Below are 16,735 nucleotides of genomic sequence, written 5' to 3'. Positions count from 1 at the left end.
GTATAAAACCTTAGTTCCCGAACCGTACCGGAGCGGGTACGGCCGGAGGGGCAAACAGTGCAGCGACAGCCCGGCGCGGGACCAGATAGGTTCCCGAAAAGCCGCCAGGAGTAAAGGCATCCTGGTGGTCGGTATCGAAGACGCGCAGCCAGTTGCCGGGCGGGAGCCTGAACTCGACCGCCTCGGTGTTGCCATTGAGCAAGAGCATCAGCCGGGGGCCACGCTGGCCTGTGGTCGGCGTGAACTGCGCGGCAAAAGCGTGGTCATGTGGCGAGTTCCACTCGTCGGCACTCATGATGCCGCCGGAGGAATCGCACCAGACCATGTCGTAACTGGGACCGCGGCCTCCGTCGGGCTTGGCCCACAGCGAATTGGGCAGAGCGCCGTGGATGCCGCGCAAGCGGATCAGGTTCGCGACAAACTCGGCCAGCTCTTCGTCAGGAGCGGACCAGTCCACCCAGGAAATCTCGTTGTCCTGGCAGTAGGCGTTGTTGTTGCCGCCCTGGGTCCGGCCGATCTCGTCTCCGGCCAGCAGCATCGGCGTGCCGCGCGCGAGCAGAAGCGTAGCGAACAGAGCCCGCTTGAGCTTTCTGCGCTCGAGCAGGACCGCCGGATTGTCGGTCTGCCCTTCCTTGCCGCAGTTCGTGCTCAGGTTGTGCGAGTGACCGTCGCGGTTTTCCTCGCCATTGGCCTCGTTGTGGCGCTCGTTGTAACTGACCAGATCCTCGAGCGTGAAGCCATCGTGAGCGGTCAGGAAATTGACGCTGCACAGCGGCGCCCGGTGTGTCCCCTGAAAGATGTCGCTCGATGCGGTGATCCGGCGCGCGAACTCCCCACGCGACTGCGAGCGGTGCAGCCAAAAGGCGCGTGCAGTGTCGCGGAACTTATCGTTCCACTCCAGCCAGGCTGACGGAAACTGACCAAGCCGGTAGCCGTCATAGCCGATATCCCAGGGTTCGGCGATCCGTTTGACCGTCGAGAGCACCGGGCACTGCTCGAAAGCGACGAAGAAAGCCGCTTCCGGGTCGTAGCCGCTCGCCCTGCGCCCCAGCACCGGAGCCAGGTCGAAACGAAAACCATCGACGCCGAAGGACGTGACCCAGTAGCGCAGCGAATCGAGCACCATCTGGGTGACCCGCGGATGGGCAACATTGAGCGTATTGCCGCAGCCGGTCAGGTTCTCGCAGTGGGTCGGATCGTTCGGGTGCAGTCGGTAATAGCTCGCGTGATCCAGCCCCCGATAGCTCAGGGTCGGTCCGTTCGCGCCTGCCTCGGCGGTGTGGTTATAGACGACGTCGAGGATCACTTCGAGGCCGGCGGCGTGCAGCTTATCGACCATCTCGCGGAATTCGGACGCAGCCGAATGGGTCGTCCGCGACCAATAGCGGGGATCGACCGCGAAAAAGGCGATCGGGTTGTAATTCCAGTAGTTCGTCAGCCCCCGCGCGGTCACGAAGTATTCGGGCAGGCCCATATGCACGGGCAGCAACTCTATCGTCGTGACGCCGAGCTTCAGATAGTGCTCGATCATCGCCGGATGGCAGACGCCCAGATAGGTGCCGCGCAGCTCGTCGGGCACTTTCGGGTGCAGCATCGTCAGCCCCTTGACGTGGGCCTCATAGACGATGGTCTGCTCGGGAGGGATGCGCGGGCGCAGATCGTCGGCGGCAGGAAGATCGATCGTGATCCGCCCCTTGAGCGCCCAGTGCGCGTTGTCGACCGAGCTCAGCGACAGGTTCGCGTCCGGGTGGCCGAGATCGTAACCGAAGTGCTCGTTGCGCCAGCGGTATTCGCCGACCACTTCCCGCGCATAAGGATCAAGCAAGAGTTTGTTCGGATTGAAGCGATGGCCGCGGCCCGGCTCATAGGGGCCGCTGACCCGGTAGCCGTAGACCAGGCCAGCGCCAATCCCCGGCATATAGCCGTGCCAGACATCCCCGGTGCGGCCGGGCAGCACGAAGCGACCGAGCTCGGTGACGCCGGCCTCGTCATAGAGGCAGAGCTCGACCCGGGTCGCATTCGCGGAAAAGACCGCGAAATTGACCCCGTCACCGTCGCTGGACGCTCCGAACGGCCAAGGCCGTCCGGTCGAGATGGATTCTGGCAGCAGCATCAGGCCTCGTACTCAAGAACAATCGTTGCCAAAGGCGGCAGGGTCAGCACGATCGACTGCGCAAACCCACCCCAAGGCACAGGCTCGGAATTGAGCTGAGCCGCCCCGTTTCCGGTGTTCGATCCGCAGTAGAGTGCCGCATCGGTGTTGAGGATCTCGCGATAGTGTCCGGCACGCGGCACGCCGAGGCGATAAGCCGTGCGCGGTTCGGGCGTGAAGTTGCAGGCATTCACGATCACCGCGGAATCTTCAAGCCCGAAACGAGCGTAGGCGAGCACGGACATATCCGCGTTGTTCATGTCCAGCCACGCGAAACCTTCAGGCTCGTTATCACGCTCGTGCAGGGCCGGATGCTCCCGGTAGACCTTGTTCAGGTCGCGGACCAGGCTTTGCACGCCCTGGTGCCAGTCGACTCCGAGCAACTGCCAGTCCAGTCCCCTCTCGTGACACCACTCGCAGCCCTGAGCGAACTCGCCGCCCATGAAGAGCAGCTTCTTACCCGGGTGGGTCCACATGAAGCCGTAGTAGGCGCGCAGGTTCGCGAACTTCTGCCACGGGTCAGAGCCCGGCATCCGCGCCAGCAGCGACCCTTTGCCATGAACCACTTCGTCGTGCGACAGAGGCAGGATGAAGTTTTCATGGAAAGCGTAGATCAGACCGAAAGTCAGCTGATCCTGGTGGTAACGGCGGTGGATGGGATCGTGCTTGATGTATTCAAGCGTGTCGTGCATCCAGCCCATGTTCCACTTGAAGTGGAAGCCCAGTCCGCCCGCAAAGGTCGGACGGGACACGGCGGGCCAGGCGGTCGATTCCTCGGCGACCGTGATCGCTCCAGGGCACTGCTCACCGACGACTTCATTGAAACGCTTGATGAACGAGATCGCTTCGAGGTTCTCGCGACCGCCGAACACATTCGGAATCCATTCGCCAGCGTTGCGCGAATAGTCGCGGTAGAGCATCGAGGCGACCGCATCGACTCTCAATCCATCGACACCAAAACGCTCGATCCAGTACAGCGCATTGCCGACCAGGAAGTTGCGCACTTCGTTGCGGCCGAAGTTGTAGATCAGCGTATTCCAGTCCGGGTGATAGCCTTCGCGCGGATCGGAGTGCTCGTAGAGCGCCGTGCCGTCGAAGCCCCCCAGACCGTGGGCATCGGTCGGGAAGTGACCGGGAACCCAGTCGAGCAGGATGCCCAGACCGGCATCGTGCGCGGCCTTGACGAAGGCGGCAAAGCCTTCCGGGCTGCCGAAACGGGCGGTCGGCGCATAGAGCCCCACGGGCTGATAGCCCCAGGAACCGTCGAAGGGATGCTCGGAGATCGGCATCAGCTCGATGTGCGTAAAGCCCAGACCGGCCGCATAGGGGATCAGTTTGGCCGTCAGCTCTTCCCAGTTCAGGAAGCGATTGCCATCCTCGCCGACGCGCTGCCAGGAGCCCAGGTGGACTTCATAGATGCTGATCGGCGCACGCAGCGAGTTCGCGTCCTGTCGGTCCGCAGGCAGAGCCACCGGAGCAGGCAGGCCTGAGACGACGCTGGCCGTGTCGGGACGCAACTGGGCGGCAAAGGCGCAAGGATCGGCCTTGACCAGGATGTCGCCATTGCGGGCACGGATCTCGAATTTGTACAGAGCACCACGCTCGATACCAGGGATGAAGATCTCCCAGATTCCGCACTCGCGGCGCAGCCTCATTGGGTGACGGCGCCCGTCCCAGAGGTTGAAATCGCCGACGACCGAGACGCGGTCGGCATTCGGTGCCCAGACCGAAAAGGCCACGCCATCGACGCCTTCGATCTGGCGCAGGTGAGCCCCCAACATTTCGTAGGGGCGCAGGTGGGTGCCTTCGGCGAAGAGCCAGGCATCCGTTTCGCCGATGATCGACGGGAAACGGTAGGGATCTTCCTGGATGCTGGTCGAGCCATCCTGCCAGCGGATCGACCAGCGATACGCAAAGCGGTGCTTGCGCCGGGGAAGAATCGCTTCGAAGAAGCCCTCCGGGTTTATCGCTTCGAGTGTTGCCACCTTCTTTCCGGTCGCGGAATCGATCGCGACCACTTCCGAAGCGCCGGGTAAAAACGCCGACAACCGCAAACGGTTGTCAGCGTCCGTGTGAAGCCCCAGCACAGCGAAGGGATCGCTGTGGCGGGCTCCGAGTATTGCCGCAATTGCGTCGGCCGTCAGCATGTCACTTGGTCTTGATTTTCCAGATGCGTTGGCAATATTCGCCAATAGTGCGATCGGACGAGAACATGCCCATGCCTGCGATATTGCGTACAACCTTCGTCAGCCACTGTTCGCGGTCACGGTATGCCACATCGACCTGACGGTGGGTCTCGACGTAGGCGGCAAAATCGGCGAGCAGGAAATACTGGTCGCGAGTCAGCAGCGTATCGACGATCGGTTGGTAGCGAGTCGGTTCTTCAGGTGCAAAGTAGCCGTTTCCGATCATGTCCAGTACTGCCTTCAGATCGGCATTACCCTCATACCATGCGCGAGGATTGTAGCCTTCCTGGCTGAGCTTCTCGACCTCCTCAGTGCGCAAACCGAACACAAAAATGTTGTCCAATCCAACATTTTCCGCAATCTCGATGTTTGCGCCGTCCCAGGTGCCGACGGTCAGCGCACCATTGAGGGCAAATTTCATGTTTCCGGTGCCCGAAGCTTCGGTGCCCGCGGTCGAGATCTGTTCCGAAACGTCGGCAGCCGGGAAGATCTTTTCGGCGACCGAAACGCGGTAATCGGGGATGAACACGACCTTCAGGCGATCCTTCAGGCGCGGATCGTTATTGACGGTGCGCGCGACGTCGTGGATCAGGCGGATGATCAGCTTCGCCATCTTGTAGGCCGAAGCGGCCTTGCCGGCAAAGATATGAACGCGCGGCTGCCAGTCGGCTTCCGGATTCGCGATCATCTCGCGATAGCGCTGGATCACATGCAGCACGTTCAGAAGCTGGCGCTTGTACTCGTGAATGCGCTTGACCTGGATGTCGAACAGCGCGTTCGGATCGACCGTGATGCCCAGTTCGCGCTTGATATAGGCGGCCAGGCGTTCCTTGTTGGCCGTCTTGACCTTGGTGAGATCCGCGTGGAAAGCCTTGTCCTCGGCCGACTTGCCGAGCTGGGACAGCTTGTCGAGTTCGACGCGCCAGTTGCCCTTGACCTTCTTGTCGACCAATTTGGCCAGGCCGGGGTTGCACTGCGACAGCCAGCGGCGCGGCGTGACGCCATTGGTGACGTTGGTGAAGCGATCCGGGAAGATCTTCGCAAAATCGGAGAAGATCGTCTGAACCATCAGGTCGGAGTGCAGCTTCGCAACACCGTTGACCTTGGTCGAGGCGACGATGGACAGGTTGCCCATCCGGACACGCTTTTCTCCGTCTTCGGCGATCAGCGAGACGCGCGACAGCAGCGCCTTGTCGCCAGGGAACTTGCGTTCGACTTCGGCGAGGAAGCGGCGGTTGATCTCATAGACGATGTCGAGGTGACGGGGCAGCAGGTACTGCATGATGCCGACCGGCCAGGTTTCGATCGCTTCAGGCATCAGCGTGTGGTTGGTGTAGGAGATGATCCGCGAAACCTGGTACCAGGCGGCTTCCCATGTCAGGCCATGGTCGTCCATCAGCAGACGCATCAGTTCCGGAACCGACAGGGCCGGGTGAGTGTCGTTGAGCTGGATTGCGACCTTCTCGTGCAGGTTGTCCAACGTGCCGAACTCGCGCAGATGGCGGGCAACGATGTCCTGCAGAGAAGCGGTGACGAAGAAGTATTCCTGGCGCAGGCGAAGTTCGCGGCCTTGCGGCGTGCTGTCATCCGGGTAGAGAACCCAGGAGACGTTCTCGGCCTTGGAACGGGCTTCGGCGGCACGGAAGTAGTCACCGCGGGTGTGCGCGGCCAGATCCAGCTCTTCGAGCGCGGAAGCCTTCCACAGGCGCAGCGTCGTCACGCGCTCGGTCGAATGGCCGGGAATCACCATGTCGTAGGCGCGGGCCAGGATGCGCTCGGACGGAGTCCAGACCGGGCGGCCATTGACGTAGTCGACCCAGCCACCGTACTGCACCGGGTAGAACACGTCGCGCCGCGGGAATTCCCAGGGGTTGCCGAAGGCGAGCCAGTTGTCCGGAGTTTCAATCTGTTTGCCATCGACGATGCGCTGGCTGAACATACCGAATTCATAGCGGATGCCGTAACCGAAGGACGGGACGCCGAGCGTCGCCAGAGAGTCCAGGAAGCAGGCGGCCAGACGCCCCAGACCGCCATTGCCCAGAGCGGCATCCGGTTCGCTCTCGAGCACGTCGGCGGCTTCAGCGCCGACCTTCTTCATCTCGGTCGCGAAATCCTTGTCCAGGTTCAGCGCCGCCAGAGCATTGCTCATCGCCCGGCCGATCAGGAACTCGGCGGACAGGTAGTAGGCGCGACGCTCCTGGTTGTTCGTATCTTCCTGCTGGGTCTTGACCCAGCGTTCGGCCAGCTTGTCGCGGGCAGCCATCGAAGCGGCGCGTTGCCATTCGGCGGCGCGTGCGTTCTCGGCGCTGACGCCGACGTCGTTGCTCAGGTGGCGTTCAACAGAGGCCTGATACTGCTCGGAGGCGGTAGCCTGATCAACGGATTCGGAACCGATCTTGTTCATCAACACTCCGCGGTTGGCGAAACGGGCAAAGTTTTTCATGGTTTCTCCTACACGCCCAAGGCGCTAGTTCGAAAGTATTCCGGGACGACCGATCGGGTGAAAAGGCGAAGGGGGATCGCACAAGCTTTCATCGCAGCCCCCGGAACAGGAACGGGGTGAAAGTTACAGTCCCCCCGCTTGCTGTACTTGACGCGCATTGCTCGATAAGCGCTTTTTATTTGTCGACAGCGAAGAATCCCTTGCGCAAACAGAAAGCGGGGAGGACCGGAAATCCTCCGGCGAGATTCGCGCTTCCCCTTCGCAGAATCCGCGTCTACGCTCAGGAATCAGGGCTTCATGCCCCCATCCGCAACGCTTCCCGGAGGTAGTCAATGTCGATCACCTGGGTTCTTGTCGCCAACACCCGTTCAGCGAACCTCTATGAAAACCCCGGCCCCAACAAGGGTTTGACTCTAGTCAAAAAGATCGCCTCCGAACAGGATGACGCAGAGAAACCGCAACCGATTGGCGCGATGGATCGCAGCGACTGGCACCGGCCCGATGAATTCCAGAGGCAGAAGGCAAAAGGCTTCGCGCGCCAGCTCACCGCCGAGCTGCGCCAGGCCCGCACCGAGAAACGCTTCGCGCGCGCGATCCTGATCGCGCCTGCGGCCTTCATGGGGCTACTCAATGCCGAACTGGATCCGCCAACCGCGCAACAGATCAGCGCCCGCATGGAGAAGGACTACACTCGGCTCTCGCCCAGCGAACTGTGCGAGGAACTCGCCTCCAGCCTTTGCGTTTGATCGTCCCCGAGCCGCCACTCGCCCAAGGGCGAGTAGCGCGGCCCGGACACCACAGGGCGGGACTCGAACAGCGCGAAGCCGCTCACCGGCCAGTCCAGCGGGGCAAGCATAGGGAAGGTGCCGGGCAGTTTCGCGCGGCGCAGCAGCGTCACATGCGGCCTGAAGGGCGTGTCGTCGATCGCGAAACCTGCGCCCCCAAGCGCCGCGACCAGCCCCGCCTGAAACATGAAGAGCCCCGCGCAAGGCTCGACGCTCGACGCCCAGATCACGCTCGAGCGCGCGAAAGCGCCCAGGCAGTCGAGCCGCAGCGCAAAGCCGGGAGAACCGGCGAGCGACTCTCCCACCCGCTTCGCGGCGTCGATCCTCTCGCGCGGCAGCGCCCCGAGAAAGGCGAGAGTCAGGTGCAGATCCTCAATGCAGGTCGGCCGACCGCGCCCGGCGAACATCGCCGTCCGCTCGATCAGCGCTGCGCCAATCCCCCGCGGCAGCGCGCAAGCAAAGAAAAGCCTAGCGAGTTCAGCGCTCATCGCGAACGAGAAGCGCGATGGCCCCACTCGCGATACCTTCGCCGCGCCCGACTATCCCCGTCGGGGGGCGTGGCGAAGAAACCCGGAGCGCCATCACCGCTCTTCCCGATAGAGCAAGGCGACGGCCTCACTGGCAATCCCTTCGCCGCGCCCGACAAAACCCAGCTTCTCGGTCGTTTTGCCCTTCAGGTTGATCTGCTCGGGCAGCACGTCCAGATCCTCGGCGAGGTTCGCGATCATTCGCGGCGCATGGGGCAGGATCTTCGGCGCCTGGGCGATCACGGTCGCATCGAGGTTGCCGAGGCTCCAGCCCGCGGCGCGGACTTTTTCCATCGCGGCGCGCAACAGCACCCGGCTGTCCGCGCCGGCATAGCGCGGATCGGTATCCGGAAAGTGGCGGCCGATGTCGCCGAGCCCGGCAGCGCCGAGCAGAGCGTCGGTGATCGCGTGCAGCAGCACGTCGGCGTCCGAGTGCCCGAGCAGCCCCCGCTCGAACGGGATATCGACGCCGCCGAGAATCAGTCGCCGCCCCGGCACCAGAGCATGGACATCGAAGCCCTGCCCAACCCTGAATGGAATCATTGCGTCCCCTTTTCTCTGGCAAGCAGGATGCGCTCGGCGAGCGCCAGATCCTGCGGATAGGTCACTTTGAAATTGCTCGCGTCGCCCGGAACCAGAAAAGGCTTCAGGCCCATCGCCTCGATCGCTCCGGCTTCATCGGTCACGCCCTGCGCCTCGGCCAGAGCACGCCTGAGCAGGCCAAAGCGGAACATCTGCGGAGTCTGAGCCTGCCACAGCCCTTCGCGAGCCACGGTCGCAGCGACCCGACCTTCACCATCGGCGCGCTTCAAGGTGTCAGCGACCGGAACAGCCAGCAAGCCTCCGACCGGATCGTGCGCGAGCGTCTCAATCATCTGCATCACGCTCTGCGGCGCGATGCAGGGACGCGCCGCATCGTGGACGAGGACCCAGTCCCCGCTGCCCACCTCGCCGGCCAGGCACTCCAGCCCCGCCGCGACGCTCGCGGCCCGGCTCTCGCCTCCGCAGCGCAGCACCAGAAGACGAGGATCCTCCGGCCAGGCAAAGCTCGCCCAAAGTTCGTCGTCGGGCGCGATCACGACCGCGACCCGGGCCAGACGGGGCACGGCGAGCAGTGCGTCGAGGGTATGGGCGATCAGAGGCCGCCCCAGCAAAGGCAGGTACTGTTTGGGCGATGGGGCGCCGAAGCGGCTCCCGCTGCCCGCCGCCGGCACCAGCGCGAAAAAACCAGTCTGAAGATCGATCATCGCCGCATTCTAGCGGCCAGAGCGCGCCAACTGAACTCGCTGTCTATACTTGCGGCATCGCGGCGGCAGGCAGCCCGATCATTCAGCAAGGAGAGGCTCATGTCAGCACATCCGCGACACATGATCCGCCCACCCGCGGTGGCCGGCCTGTTCTACCCCGCAGAGGCCGACGAGCTCAGACGCCAAATCGACGGCTTTCTCGCCGCGACGGCGCAAGCAAGCCCTCCCACCCCCAAGGCCGTGATCTCTCCTCATGCCGGCTACATCTACTCGGGCCAGACCGCGGCCCACGCTTTCCGCGCCCTCTCCGTGCGCAGCAGCCCTCCGTCGCGCATCGTCGTGATCGGCCCCTGCCACCGGGTTCCGCTCGCCGGCATCGCGCTGCCGAGCGCATCGGTCTTCGCGACACCGCTGGGCGAGATCGAAATCGATCGCGAAGCGCTCGAAACCCTGGCGGAGCTGCCCGAAGTCAGCATCGATGAAGCCGCTCACGCCCAGGAGCACTCGCTCGAAGTCCAGCTCCCCTTCCTGCAGGTGCTCTTCGGCGAGCACTTCCGGCTGGTCCCGCTCGTCGTCGGCGACTCGACGACCGAAGCCGTCGCGCAGGTGCTCGAAAAGGTCTGGGGCGACGATGAAACGCTGATCGTCGTCAGCAGCGACCTGTCCCACTATCACAGCTACAAGACCGCACAGGCGATGGATACCGGCACGGTGGCCAGAATCCTCGCCCGCCTCCCGATCGAGTATGGCGACGCCTGCGGGGCTCTTCCGATCAACGCGCTGCTGGCCCAGGCCCGTCGCAAGACGCTGCGCCCACGGCTGCTGGACATGCGCAACTCCGGCGACACCTCCGGCGACAAGACGAGAGTGGTCGGCTATGCAGCCTTCGGATTCGATGAAGCCCAGCCCTGAACAAGGCAAGCTGTTGCTCGCGCTGGCCCGCGATGCGATCAACCAGGCCCTGGATCTGCCCCGCTCGGGCGCCAGCCCGACGCCCGAGTTCGCGGCGGACGGCGCCTGTTTCGTGACGCTGAGAATCCATGGCGAGCTGCGCGGCTGCATCGGCAGCCTGGAAGCTCACAGACCTCTTGCCGAGGATATCGAGGCCAATGCGCGCGCCGCGGCGCTGGGCGATCCGCGCTTCCCGCCGCTATCGCGCCGGGAATGGCGACAGACCGAAGTCGAAGTCTCGGTGCTGAGCCCGGTTCTCTGGCGCGCCTGCCCGACCGAACAGGACGCACGAGAATGGATACGCCCCGGCGAGGACGGAGTCGTGCTCGCCTCGTCCGGGCGCCGCGCGACCTATCTCCCCCAGGTCTGGGAACAGCTGCCCGAGATCGGGCGCTTCCTCGCTGAGCTCAGGCGCAAGGCGGGCCTGCCCGTCGATCACTGGCCCGCCGACATGCAGGTCGGCCGCTACAGCGTCAGCGCATTCCACGAGGAAGAAACATGACCCAGGGCGAACATCCCGGCCTGTGGTGGCACAAGCTCGAAGACGGCCGGATCCAGTGCGACCTCTGCCCTCGCGAGTGTCGGCTTCACGCCGGACAGCGCGGAGCCTGCTTCGTGCGTCAGAGCGATGGCGAGCAGATCGTGCTGACGACCTGGGGGCGCAGCTCGGGCTTCTGCCTCGATCCGATCGAGAAAAAACCGCTGAACCACTTCTATCCGGGCACCAGCGTGCTGTCCTTCGGCACGGCCGGCTGCAACCTCGCCTGCAAGTTCTGCCAGAACTGGGACATCTCGAAGTCCCGCGAGATGGACCGCCTGCTCGATCGCGCGACTCCCGAGGCGATCGCCAACGCCGCGCTCGCCCACGGCGCGAAGAGCGTGGCCTACACATATAACGACCCCGTCATCTTCGCCGAGTACGCGATCGCTACCGCCGAAGCTTGCCGCGATCGGGACATCGCATCGGTCGCAGTGACCGCCGGCTACATCCTGTCGCCGGCCCGCGAACGCTTCTTCGCCGCGATGGATGCCGCCAACGTCGATCTGAAATCCTTCAGCGAGGATTTCTACCATCGTCTGTGCGGTGGCCATCTCGCGCCGGTGCTCGACACGCTGCGCTATCTGCACCACGAGACCCGCGTCTGGCTGGAGATCACGACGCTGCTGATTCCCGGCGAGAACGACTCGCCGGCCGAACTCGACGCGATGACGGACTGGATCGCCAATGAGTTGGGAGACTCAGTCCCGCTGCACTTCACGGCCTTCCACCCCGACTACAAGATGCAGGACATCGCGCCCACCCCTCATTCGACACTGACGCGGGCCCGCGACATCGCCCAGACCCACGGCCTCAAGCACGTCTATATCGGCAACGTCCGCGACCAGGAAGGCTCGACCACCTTCTGCGCCGGGTGCGGGACCGCGCTGATCGAGCGCGACGGCTACGACATCCTCGCCTACCGGCTCGACGCGCACGGCAATTGTCCTCACTGCGGCGAGTCTCTGGCCGGGCGCTTCGGCCCAGAATGCGGTAACTTTGGTTCCCGTCGCATTCCGCTGCGCATCGCGCCTGACCGATGAGTTTCGCCTACCGCCACTCCGAGCTTCGCTTCGCATCGGGTTCCGCCTGGATCCATGCCCTGCTCTCCCATGTCCCCGATGCCCGGGCCCTGGTTCTCTTCGCCTCAACTACGGCCATCGCTTCGCGCACAAACCGGGAATTCCTCGCCGCCCGGGCGCTGCACAAACTGCGCCATGCGACGCTTCTCGTCGACCTGCTCGGCGAGCCCGAAGAGCACCGCGATCCCGATGCCCGCTTCGACGTGCCCCGGCTGACCAGCCGCCTAGCCAGCGCCGTCGATTGGGCCAGGCACCAGCCCGGGCTGGAGACCCTTCCTCTCGTCCTCGCGACGAGCGGCACCGCCGCCGGCGCGATGATCAAGCTCGCAATGCAGCTCGAGCCCCACCCTTTCGCGCTGATCTCGCGGTCGGGAAGGCTGGATCTGGCCGGAGCCCTGCCTCTTCGCCAGACCCGGATCCCGCTGCTCGCGATCTGGGGAGGCAGCACCGACGAGACCCGGACTCCGTCCGAGCTCGCGTTCGGACTGCTCGACGGGCCGAAGGAGAAACTCAACATTGCCGACGGAGGAAGCCTCTTCCTCGATTCCAAAGCACTGGGCGAGGCCGCCCAGGCCAGCTGCGACTTCATCGAGAAGTGGCGCGGCCATGCCGAGCCAGGCAATAACACGGCTCCTGCTGCGCAGGCCTGAGCCGATCTAGACTGAGAGCGGAGGTTTCCGTGATCAGCGCCACATCCCCCTTCTCGCTGAACATCCCTGGCATCGCCCGCTACGCGTCGGCAGGCAGCGCTACGTCCAGCGAAAAGACCGACAGCCCGGATGCGGCGAAGAGCGCGAACACGAGCGCGGCCGAAAAGAAGCCGGCGGCGGCGAAAGCGGCCAGCGGCGAATTCAGCGCCGACGAACTGCGCGAAATCACCACGCTGAAGAACACTGACAGCAAGGTGCGCAGCCACGAGGCCGCACATATGGCGGCGGCGGGCGGCCTCTCGCACAGCGGCGCGAGCTACGAATACACGACGGGGCCGGACGGCAAGCGTTATGCGGTCGGCGGCGAAGTCTCGATCGACACTTCCTCTGGGCGCACCCCCGAAGAGACTTTGCGCAAAGCCGAGCAGATCCGCGGTGCCGCGCTGGCGCCCGCCGATCCATCGGGACAGGATCTGCAAGTCGCCGCCCAGGCAGCGCAGATGGCGATGCGCGCCCGCGCCGAGATCGCCGCCGAGAGTTTTGCGCAAGCCAAGGCGAAGAGCGCCGACTCGGCCTACAAGAGCGCGGCGGACAACTTCGCAAGTTCGAACAAGCCCAGACTCTCGGTCGAAGCCTGAGCCTGCGGCGCGCTCGCCGGCTTGCGTATAATTCGCGCTTCCGAGCAGTGCGACGCGTCCATGTCCTCCCCCTCCCGCCCCATCCTTCCCGTCCTGGCCACTCTTCCCGCCCCGGCTCCCGGTCAGCGCCTCGCCCTTCCCAAGCTGCACGGTTCGGCCGATTCGGCGGCTCTGGCCCAGATTGCGGCCAGCCGACCGGTGCTGGCGGTCTGCGCGAGCCCGCTCGACGCGCAGAGGCTGCGCGAGGAGATCGCCTGGCTCGCCCCCGGCCTGCGCGTGCACCTGCTGCCGGACTGGGAGACCCTGCCCTACGACAACTTCTCACCCCACCAGGATCTGATCTCGGAACGGCTCGCGACGCTGTACGCGATCCTGCGCGGCGAGGCTGACATCGCGATCGTGCCGGCGGCGACCGCGCTCTACCGGCTGTGCCCGCCCGCCTATCTGGCCGCCCACACCTTCTTCATCAAACAGGGCGAAAAGCTCGACATCGAACAACTGCGCCAGCAGATGGTCATCGCGGGCTACGAGCATGTGACCCAGGTCGTGCGCCCCGGGGAGTTCTCGGTCCGCGGCGGCCTGATCGACCTCTTCCCGATGGGCTCGCCTCTGCCCTTCCGTATCGAACTCTTTGACGAGGACGTCGAGTCGCTGCGCACCTTCGATCCCGACACCCAGCGCACCGTCTATCCGGTCCAGCAGATCCGTCTGCTGCCGGCGCGTGAATTCTCGATCGACGAGCAGGGTCGCGCCGATTTCCGTACCCGCTTTCGCGAACAGATCGAAGGCGATCCGTCGCGCAGCACGATCTACAAGGACGTCTCGAACGGCATCGCTCCGGCTGGCATCGAGTACTACCTGCCGCTCTTCCACGAACAGTGCGCGACGCTCTTCGACTTCATCTCCAGCGATGTCGCGCTGGCTCTGGTCGGTGACGTCAATGGCGCGATCGAGGACTTCTGGCGCGAGACCAGGAGCCGCCACCGCCTGCTCGGCGGCGATCCGGCCCGCCCCCTCCTCGCCCCCGAAAAGCTCTTCCTGTCGGTCGAACAGTTCTTCGTCGCCGCGGGCGAGCGTTCCCGCTTCACATTCGGCGGCACCGACACCGGCCTCACCGAGCCACTGCCCGAACTCGCGGTCGAGCGACGCGCGACCGACCCGCTGTACCGGCTGCGCACTTTTGTCGCCGGCTTCACCGGACGCATCCTGATTCTCGCCGAATCGGCCGGTCGCCAGCAGACTATGCTCGACTACTTCGCCGAACACGACATCAGCGTCTCGACCAGCGCTGACCTGGCAGCCTTTCTCGCGTCCGACGCGCGCATCGCTCTGACAGCAGGGCCGCTCGCGAGCGGTTTCATCCTGAGCGCCGAGAATCTGGCCCTGCTCACCGAGACCGAGCTCTATGCGAGTCAGGCGAGGAGCCGAACCCGCCGCGACACGCGCCGCGCCGCGACGATGGAAGGCTGGCTGCGCGACCTCTCGGAACTCAAGGTCGGCGATCCGGTCGTCCATGTCTCGCACGGCATCGGCCGTTACAAGGGCCTGATCTATCTGGATCTGGGCGAGGGCGAGACCGAATTCCTGAACCTCGAATACAACGGCGGCGACAAGCTTTACGTTCCGGTCTCCCAGCTCCATGTGATCAGCCGCTATGCCGGCGCCGACCCCGAGCACGTCGACCTGAACAAGCTGGGCAGCGGCCAATGGGAAAAAGCCAAACGCCGCGCCGCCCAGCAGGTTCGCGACACCGCAGCCGAACTGCTCGCGCTCTACGCGCAGCGCGCTGCCCGCGAAGGCCACCGTTTCGATTTCAAGCAGGGCGATCTGGACGCTTTCGCCGAAGGCTTCGGTTTCGAGGAGACCCCTGACCAGTTGGCCGCGATCCAGGCCGTCGAAACCGACATGCGCTCGGGCCGACCGATGGATCGCCTGGTCTGCGGCGATGTCGGCTTCGGCAAGACCGAAGTCGCGCTGCGCGCCGCTTTCATCGCGATCGCCGACGGCAAACAGGTCGCAGTGCTGACACCGACGACGCTGCTCGCCGAGCAGCACTTCCAGACCTTCTCGGACCGCTTTGCCGACTGGCCGGTCAGGATCGCCGAACTGTCGCGTTTCCGCAGTGCGAAAGAGCAGACCGAGGCACTGAGCCAGCTCGCCGAAGGCAAACTCGACATCCTGATCGGCACGCACCGGCTGCTGCAGAAAGACGTCGAATTCAAGCGCCTTGGCCTCGTCATCATCGACGAGGAGCACCGCTTCGGCGTGCGCCAGAAGGAAGCGCTCAAAGCGCTGCGCTCGGAAGTCGACATCCTGACCCTGACCGCGACGCCGATTCCGCGCACGCTGGGCCTCGCGCTCGAAGGCTTGCGCGAGTTCTCGGTCATCGCGACCGCGCCGCAGAAGCGGCTGGCGATCAAGACTTTCGTGCAGAAGCACTCGAAGGGAATCATCCGCGAAGCGGTGCTGCGCGAGTTCAAGCGCGGCGGCCAGGTCTACTTCCTGCACAACGAAGTCGAGACGATAGAGAACGCGCGCCAGATGCTCGCCGAGCTGATCCCCGAAGCGCGGATCGTCGTCGGCCACGGCCAGTTGCCCGAGCGCGAGCTCGAACGGGTCATGCGCGACTTCACGAACCAGCGCGCGAACCTGCTGCTGTGTACGACGATCATCGAGACCGGCATCAACATCCCGACCGCGAACACGATCATCATCAACCGCGCAGACCGCTTTGGCCTCGCCCAGCTCCACCAGCTGCGCGGCCGGGTCGGACGCTCGCACCACCAGGCCTATGCGTATCTGTTGACCGACGCGAACGCGAAGCCGACTTCCCAGGCCCAGAAACGGCTCGAAGCGATCTCGATGATGGAAGAGCTCGGCTCGGGCTTCTATCTTGCAATGCAGGATCTGGAGATCCGCGGCGCCGGCGAAGTGCTCGGCGAGCATCAGAGCGGCGAGATCCAGCAAATCGGCTTCTCGCTCTACACCGAGATGCTCAAGCGTGCGGTCAAGAGCCTGCAGTCGGGCAAGGAAGCGGATCTTGCCCAGCCCCTGGACATCACGTCCGAGATCAACCTGCACGCTCCGGCGCTGTTGCCCAGCGATTACTGCAGCGACATCGGCGAGCGGCTGACCCTGTACAAGAGGATGGCCAACGGCGAATCAGCCGACGAGATGCAGGACATCCAGGAAGAGCTGATCGACCGCTTCGGCGAGTTGCCGGCCCAGACCCAGACCCTGCTCGACACGCACCGGCTCCGGATCGCCGCGAAACCTCTGGGCATCATCAAGATCGACGCATCGGAGAGCCGCGTCGATCTGACCTTCGTCCCCGAGCCACCGATCGAGCCGATCAAGATCATCCAGCTGATCCAGAAGAATCGAAATTACCGCTTGGCCGGCCAGGACAGGCTTTCGGTCACCGTCGGTTCGGAAACGACGAAGGAGCGCGTCACCCGGATTCGTGAGATCCTCCGCTTGCTCTCGGCCTGACCGCCGGGCAGCTTTCGCCCCGGCTTTGCCAAGGCGCAAGTCCC

General features: G+C 64.4%; 13 protein-coding genes. 7 read left to right on the top strand and 6 right to left on the bottom strand.

Features of this window, described 5'->3' with window-relative positions:
- Positions 1 to 10: 10 nt before the first annotated feature.
- From glgX to ACHFB9_RS05865, 3 genes are read right to left on the bottom strand one after another with little or no spacing between them, the layout of a single operon-like run.
- Positions 11 to 2,113, bottom strand: coding sequence for a glycogen debranching protein GlgX (glgX, locus tag ACHFB9_RS05875; protein ID WP_417070171.1), 2,103 nt, complete (start codon positions 2,111 to 2,113; stop codon positions 11 to 13).
- Positions 2,113 to 4,299 (bottom strand): 1,4-alpha-glucan branching protein GlgB, encoded by a 2,187-nt coding sequence (gene glgB / locus ACHFB9_RS05870; protein WP_417070169.1) that lies wholly within the window; start codon positions 4,297 to 4,299, stop codon positions 2,113 to 2,115. The genes glgX and glgB overlap by 1 nt, the downstream gene beginning before the upstream one ends.
- A 1-nt stretch (position 4,300) precedes the next feature.
- Entirely contained in the window at positions 4,301 to 6,781 is a 2,481-nt protein-coding gene (locus tag ACHFB9_RS05865) for a glycogen/starch/alpha-glucan phosphorylase (protein WP_417070167.1), read from the bottom strand.
- 332 nt (positions 6,782 to 7,113) lie between these two features.
- Between ACHFB9_RS05865 and ACHFB9_RS05860 the strand changes: the two genes are divergently transcribed.
- Positions 7,114 to 7,527: a host attachment protein gene (locus ACHFB9_RS05860; protein WP_417070165.1), complete on the top strand. Its 414-nt coding sequence runs from the start codon at positions 7,114 to 7,116 to the stop codon at positions 7,525 to 7,527.
- On the opposite strand, the gene thpR is transcribed toward ACHFB9_RS05860, so the two are convergent.
- From thpR to ispD, 3 genes are all read right to left on the bottom strand, one after another.
- On the bottom strand, positions 7,467 to 8,081 hold the full coding sequence (gene thpR, locus ACHFB9_RS05855; RefSeq protein WP_417070163.1) for an RNA 2',3'-cyclic phosphodiesterase: 615 nt from the start codon (positions 8,079 to 8,081) through the stop codon (positions 7,467 to 7,469). The genes ACHFB9_RS05860 and thpR overlap by 61 nt on opposite strands.
- Before the next feature lie 66 nt (positions 8,082 to 8,147).
- Positions 8,148 to 8,636 carry a 2-C-methyl-D-erythritol 2,4-cyclodiphosphate synthase gene (gene ispF, locus ACHFB9_RS05850; RefSeq protein WP_417070161.1) on the bottom strand — a complete coding sequence of 163 codons (489 nt, stop codon included), beginning with the start codon at positions 8,634 to 8,636 and terminating at the stop codon, positions 8,148 to 8,150.
- The gene (gene ispD / locus ACHFB9_RS05845) at positions 8,633 to 9,340 is read right to left on the bottom strand and encodes a 2-C-methyl-D-erythritol 4-phosphate cytidylyltransferase (protein WP_417070159.1); all 708 of its coding nucleotides are present in this window, start codon (positions 9,338 to 9,340) and stop codon (positions 8,633 to 8,635) included. Before ispD ends, ispF begins: the two co-directional genes overlap by 4 nt.
- A 99-nt stretch (positions 9,341 to 9,439) precedes the next feature.
- Here ispD and amrB point away from each other — a divergent pair, with 99 nt between their 5' ends.
- From amrB to mfd, 6 genes are read left to right on the top strand one after another with little or no spacing between them, the layout of a single operon-like run.
- On the top strand, positions 9,440 to 10,252 hold the full coding sequence (gene amrB / locus ACHFB9_RS05840) for an AmmeMemoRadiSam system protein B (protein ID WP_417070157.1): 813 nt from the start codon (positions 9,440 to 9,442) through the stop codon (positions 10,250 to 10,252).
- Positions 10,236 to 10,793: an AmmeMemoRadiSam system protein A gene (gene amrA, locus ACHFB9_RS05835; protein ID WP_417070155.1), complete on the top strand. Its 558-nt coding sequence runs from the start codon at positions 10,236 to 10,238 to the stop codon at positions 10,791 to 10,793. Before amrB ends, amrA begins: the two co-directional genes overlap by 17 nt.
- Positions 10,790 to 11,872, top strand: a complete 1,083-nt coding sequence (gene amrS / locus ACHFB9_RS05830; protein WP_417070154.1) for an AmmeMemoRadiSam system radical SAM enzyme — start codon at positions 10,790 to 10,792, stop codon at positions 11,870 to 11,872. Before amrA ends, amrS begins: the two co-directional genes overlap by 4 nt.
- Positions 11,869 to 12,561, top strand: a complete 693-nt coding sequence (locus ACHFB9_RS05825; RefSeq protein WP_417070152.1) for a hypothetical protein — start codon at positions 11,869 to 11,871, stop codon at positions 12,559 to 12,561. The genes amrS and ACHFB9_RS05825 overlap by 4 nt, the downstream gene beginning before the upstream one ends.
- 29 nt (positions 12,562 to 12,590) lie before the next feature.
- The gene (locus tag ACHFB9_RS05820; protein ID WP_417070150.1) at positions 12,591 to 13,199 is read left to right on the top strand and encodes a putative metalloprotease CJM1_0395 family protein; all 609 of its coding nucleotides are present in this window, start codon (positions 12,591 to 12,593) and stop codon (positions 13,197 to 13,199) included.
- Between the two features lie 60 nt (positions 13,200 to 13,259).
- Positions 13,260 to 16,691, top strand: coding sequence for a transcription-repair coupling factor (mfd, locus tag ACHFB9_RS05815; protein WP_417070149.1), 3,432 nt, complete (start codon positions 13,260 to 13,262; stop codon positions 16,689 to 16,691).
- The last annotated feature ends 44 nt before the right edge of the window (positions 16,692 to 16,735 follow it).

This window comes from Niveibacterium terrae (assembly GCF_048213115.1).
GTDB lineage: Bacteria > Pseudomonadota > Gammaproteobacteria > Burkholderiales > Rhodocyclaceae > Niveibacterium > Niveibacterium terrae.
This window is presented reverse-complemented; position numbering and strand designations above follow the sequence as displayed.

What these genes read in the sequence shown, in the direction of transcription:
- glgX (WP_417070171.1), bottom strand. Translation starts at nt 2,113, where the DNA reads ATGCTGCTGCCAGAATCCATCTCGACCGGACGGCCTTGGCCGTTCGGA.
- glgB (WP_417070169.1), bottom strand. Translation starts at nt 4,299, where the DNA reads ATGCTGACGGCCGACGCAATTGCGGCAATACTCGGAGCCCGCCACAGC.
- ACHFB9_RS05865 (WP_417070167.1), bottom strand. Translation starts at nt 6,781, where the DNA reads ATGAAAAACTTTGCCCGTTTCGCCAACCGCGGAGTGTTGATGAACAAG.
- ACHFB9_RS05860 (WP_417070165.1), top strand. Translation starts at nt 7,114, where the DNA reads ATGTCGATCACCTGGGTTCTTGTCGCCAACACCCGTTCAGCGAACCTC.
- ispF (WP_417070161.1), bottom strand. Translation starts at nt 8,636, where the DNA reads ATGATTCCATTCAGGGTTGGGCAGGGCTTCGATGTCCATGCTCTGGTG.
- ispD (WP_417070159.1), bottom strand. Translation starts at nt 9,340, where the DNA reads ATGATCGATCTTCAGACTGGTTTTTTCGCGCTGGTGCCGGCGGCGGGC.
- amrB (WP_417070157.1), top strand. Translation starts at nt 9,440, where the DNA reads ATGTCAGCACATCCGCGACACATGATCCGCCCACCCGCGGTGGCCGGC.
- amrA (WP_417070155.1), top strand. Translation starts at nt 10,236, where the DNA reads ATGAAGCCCAGCCCTGAACAAGGCAAGCTGTTGCTCGCGCTGGCCCGC.
- amrS (WP_417070154.1), top strand. Translation starts at nt 10,790, where the DNA reads ATGACCCAGGGCGAACATCCCGGCCTGTGGTGGCACAAGCTCGAAGAC.
- ACHFB9_RS05825 (WP_417070152.1), top strand. Translation starts at nt 11,869, where the DNA reads ATGAGTTTCGCCTACCGCCACTCCGAGCTTCGCTTCGCATCGGGTTCC.
- mfd (WP_417070149.1), top strand. Translation starts at nt 13,260, where the DNA reads ATGTCCTCCCCCTCCCGCCCCATCCTTCCCGTCCTGGCCACTCTTCCC.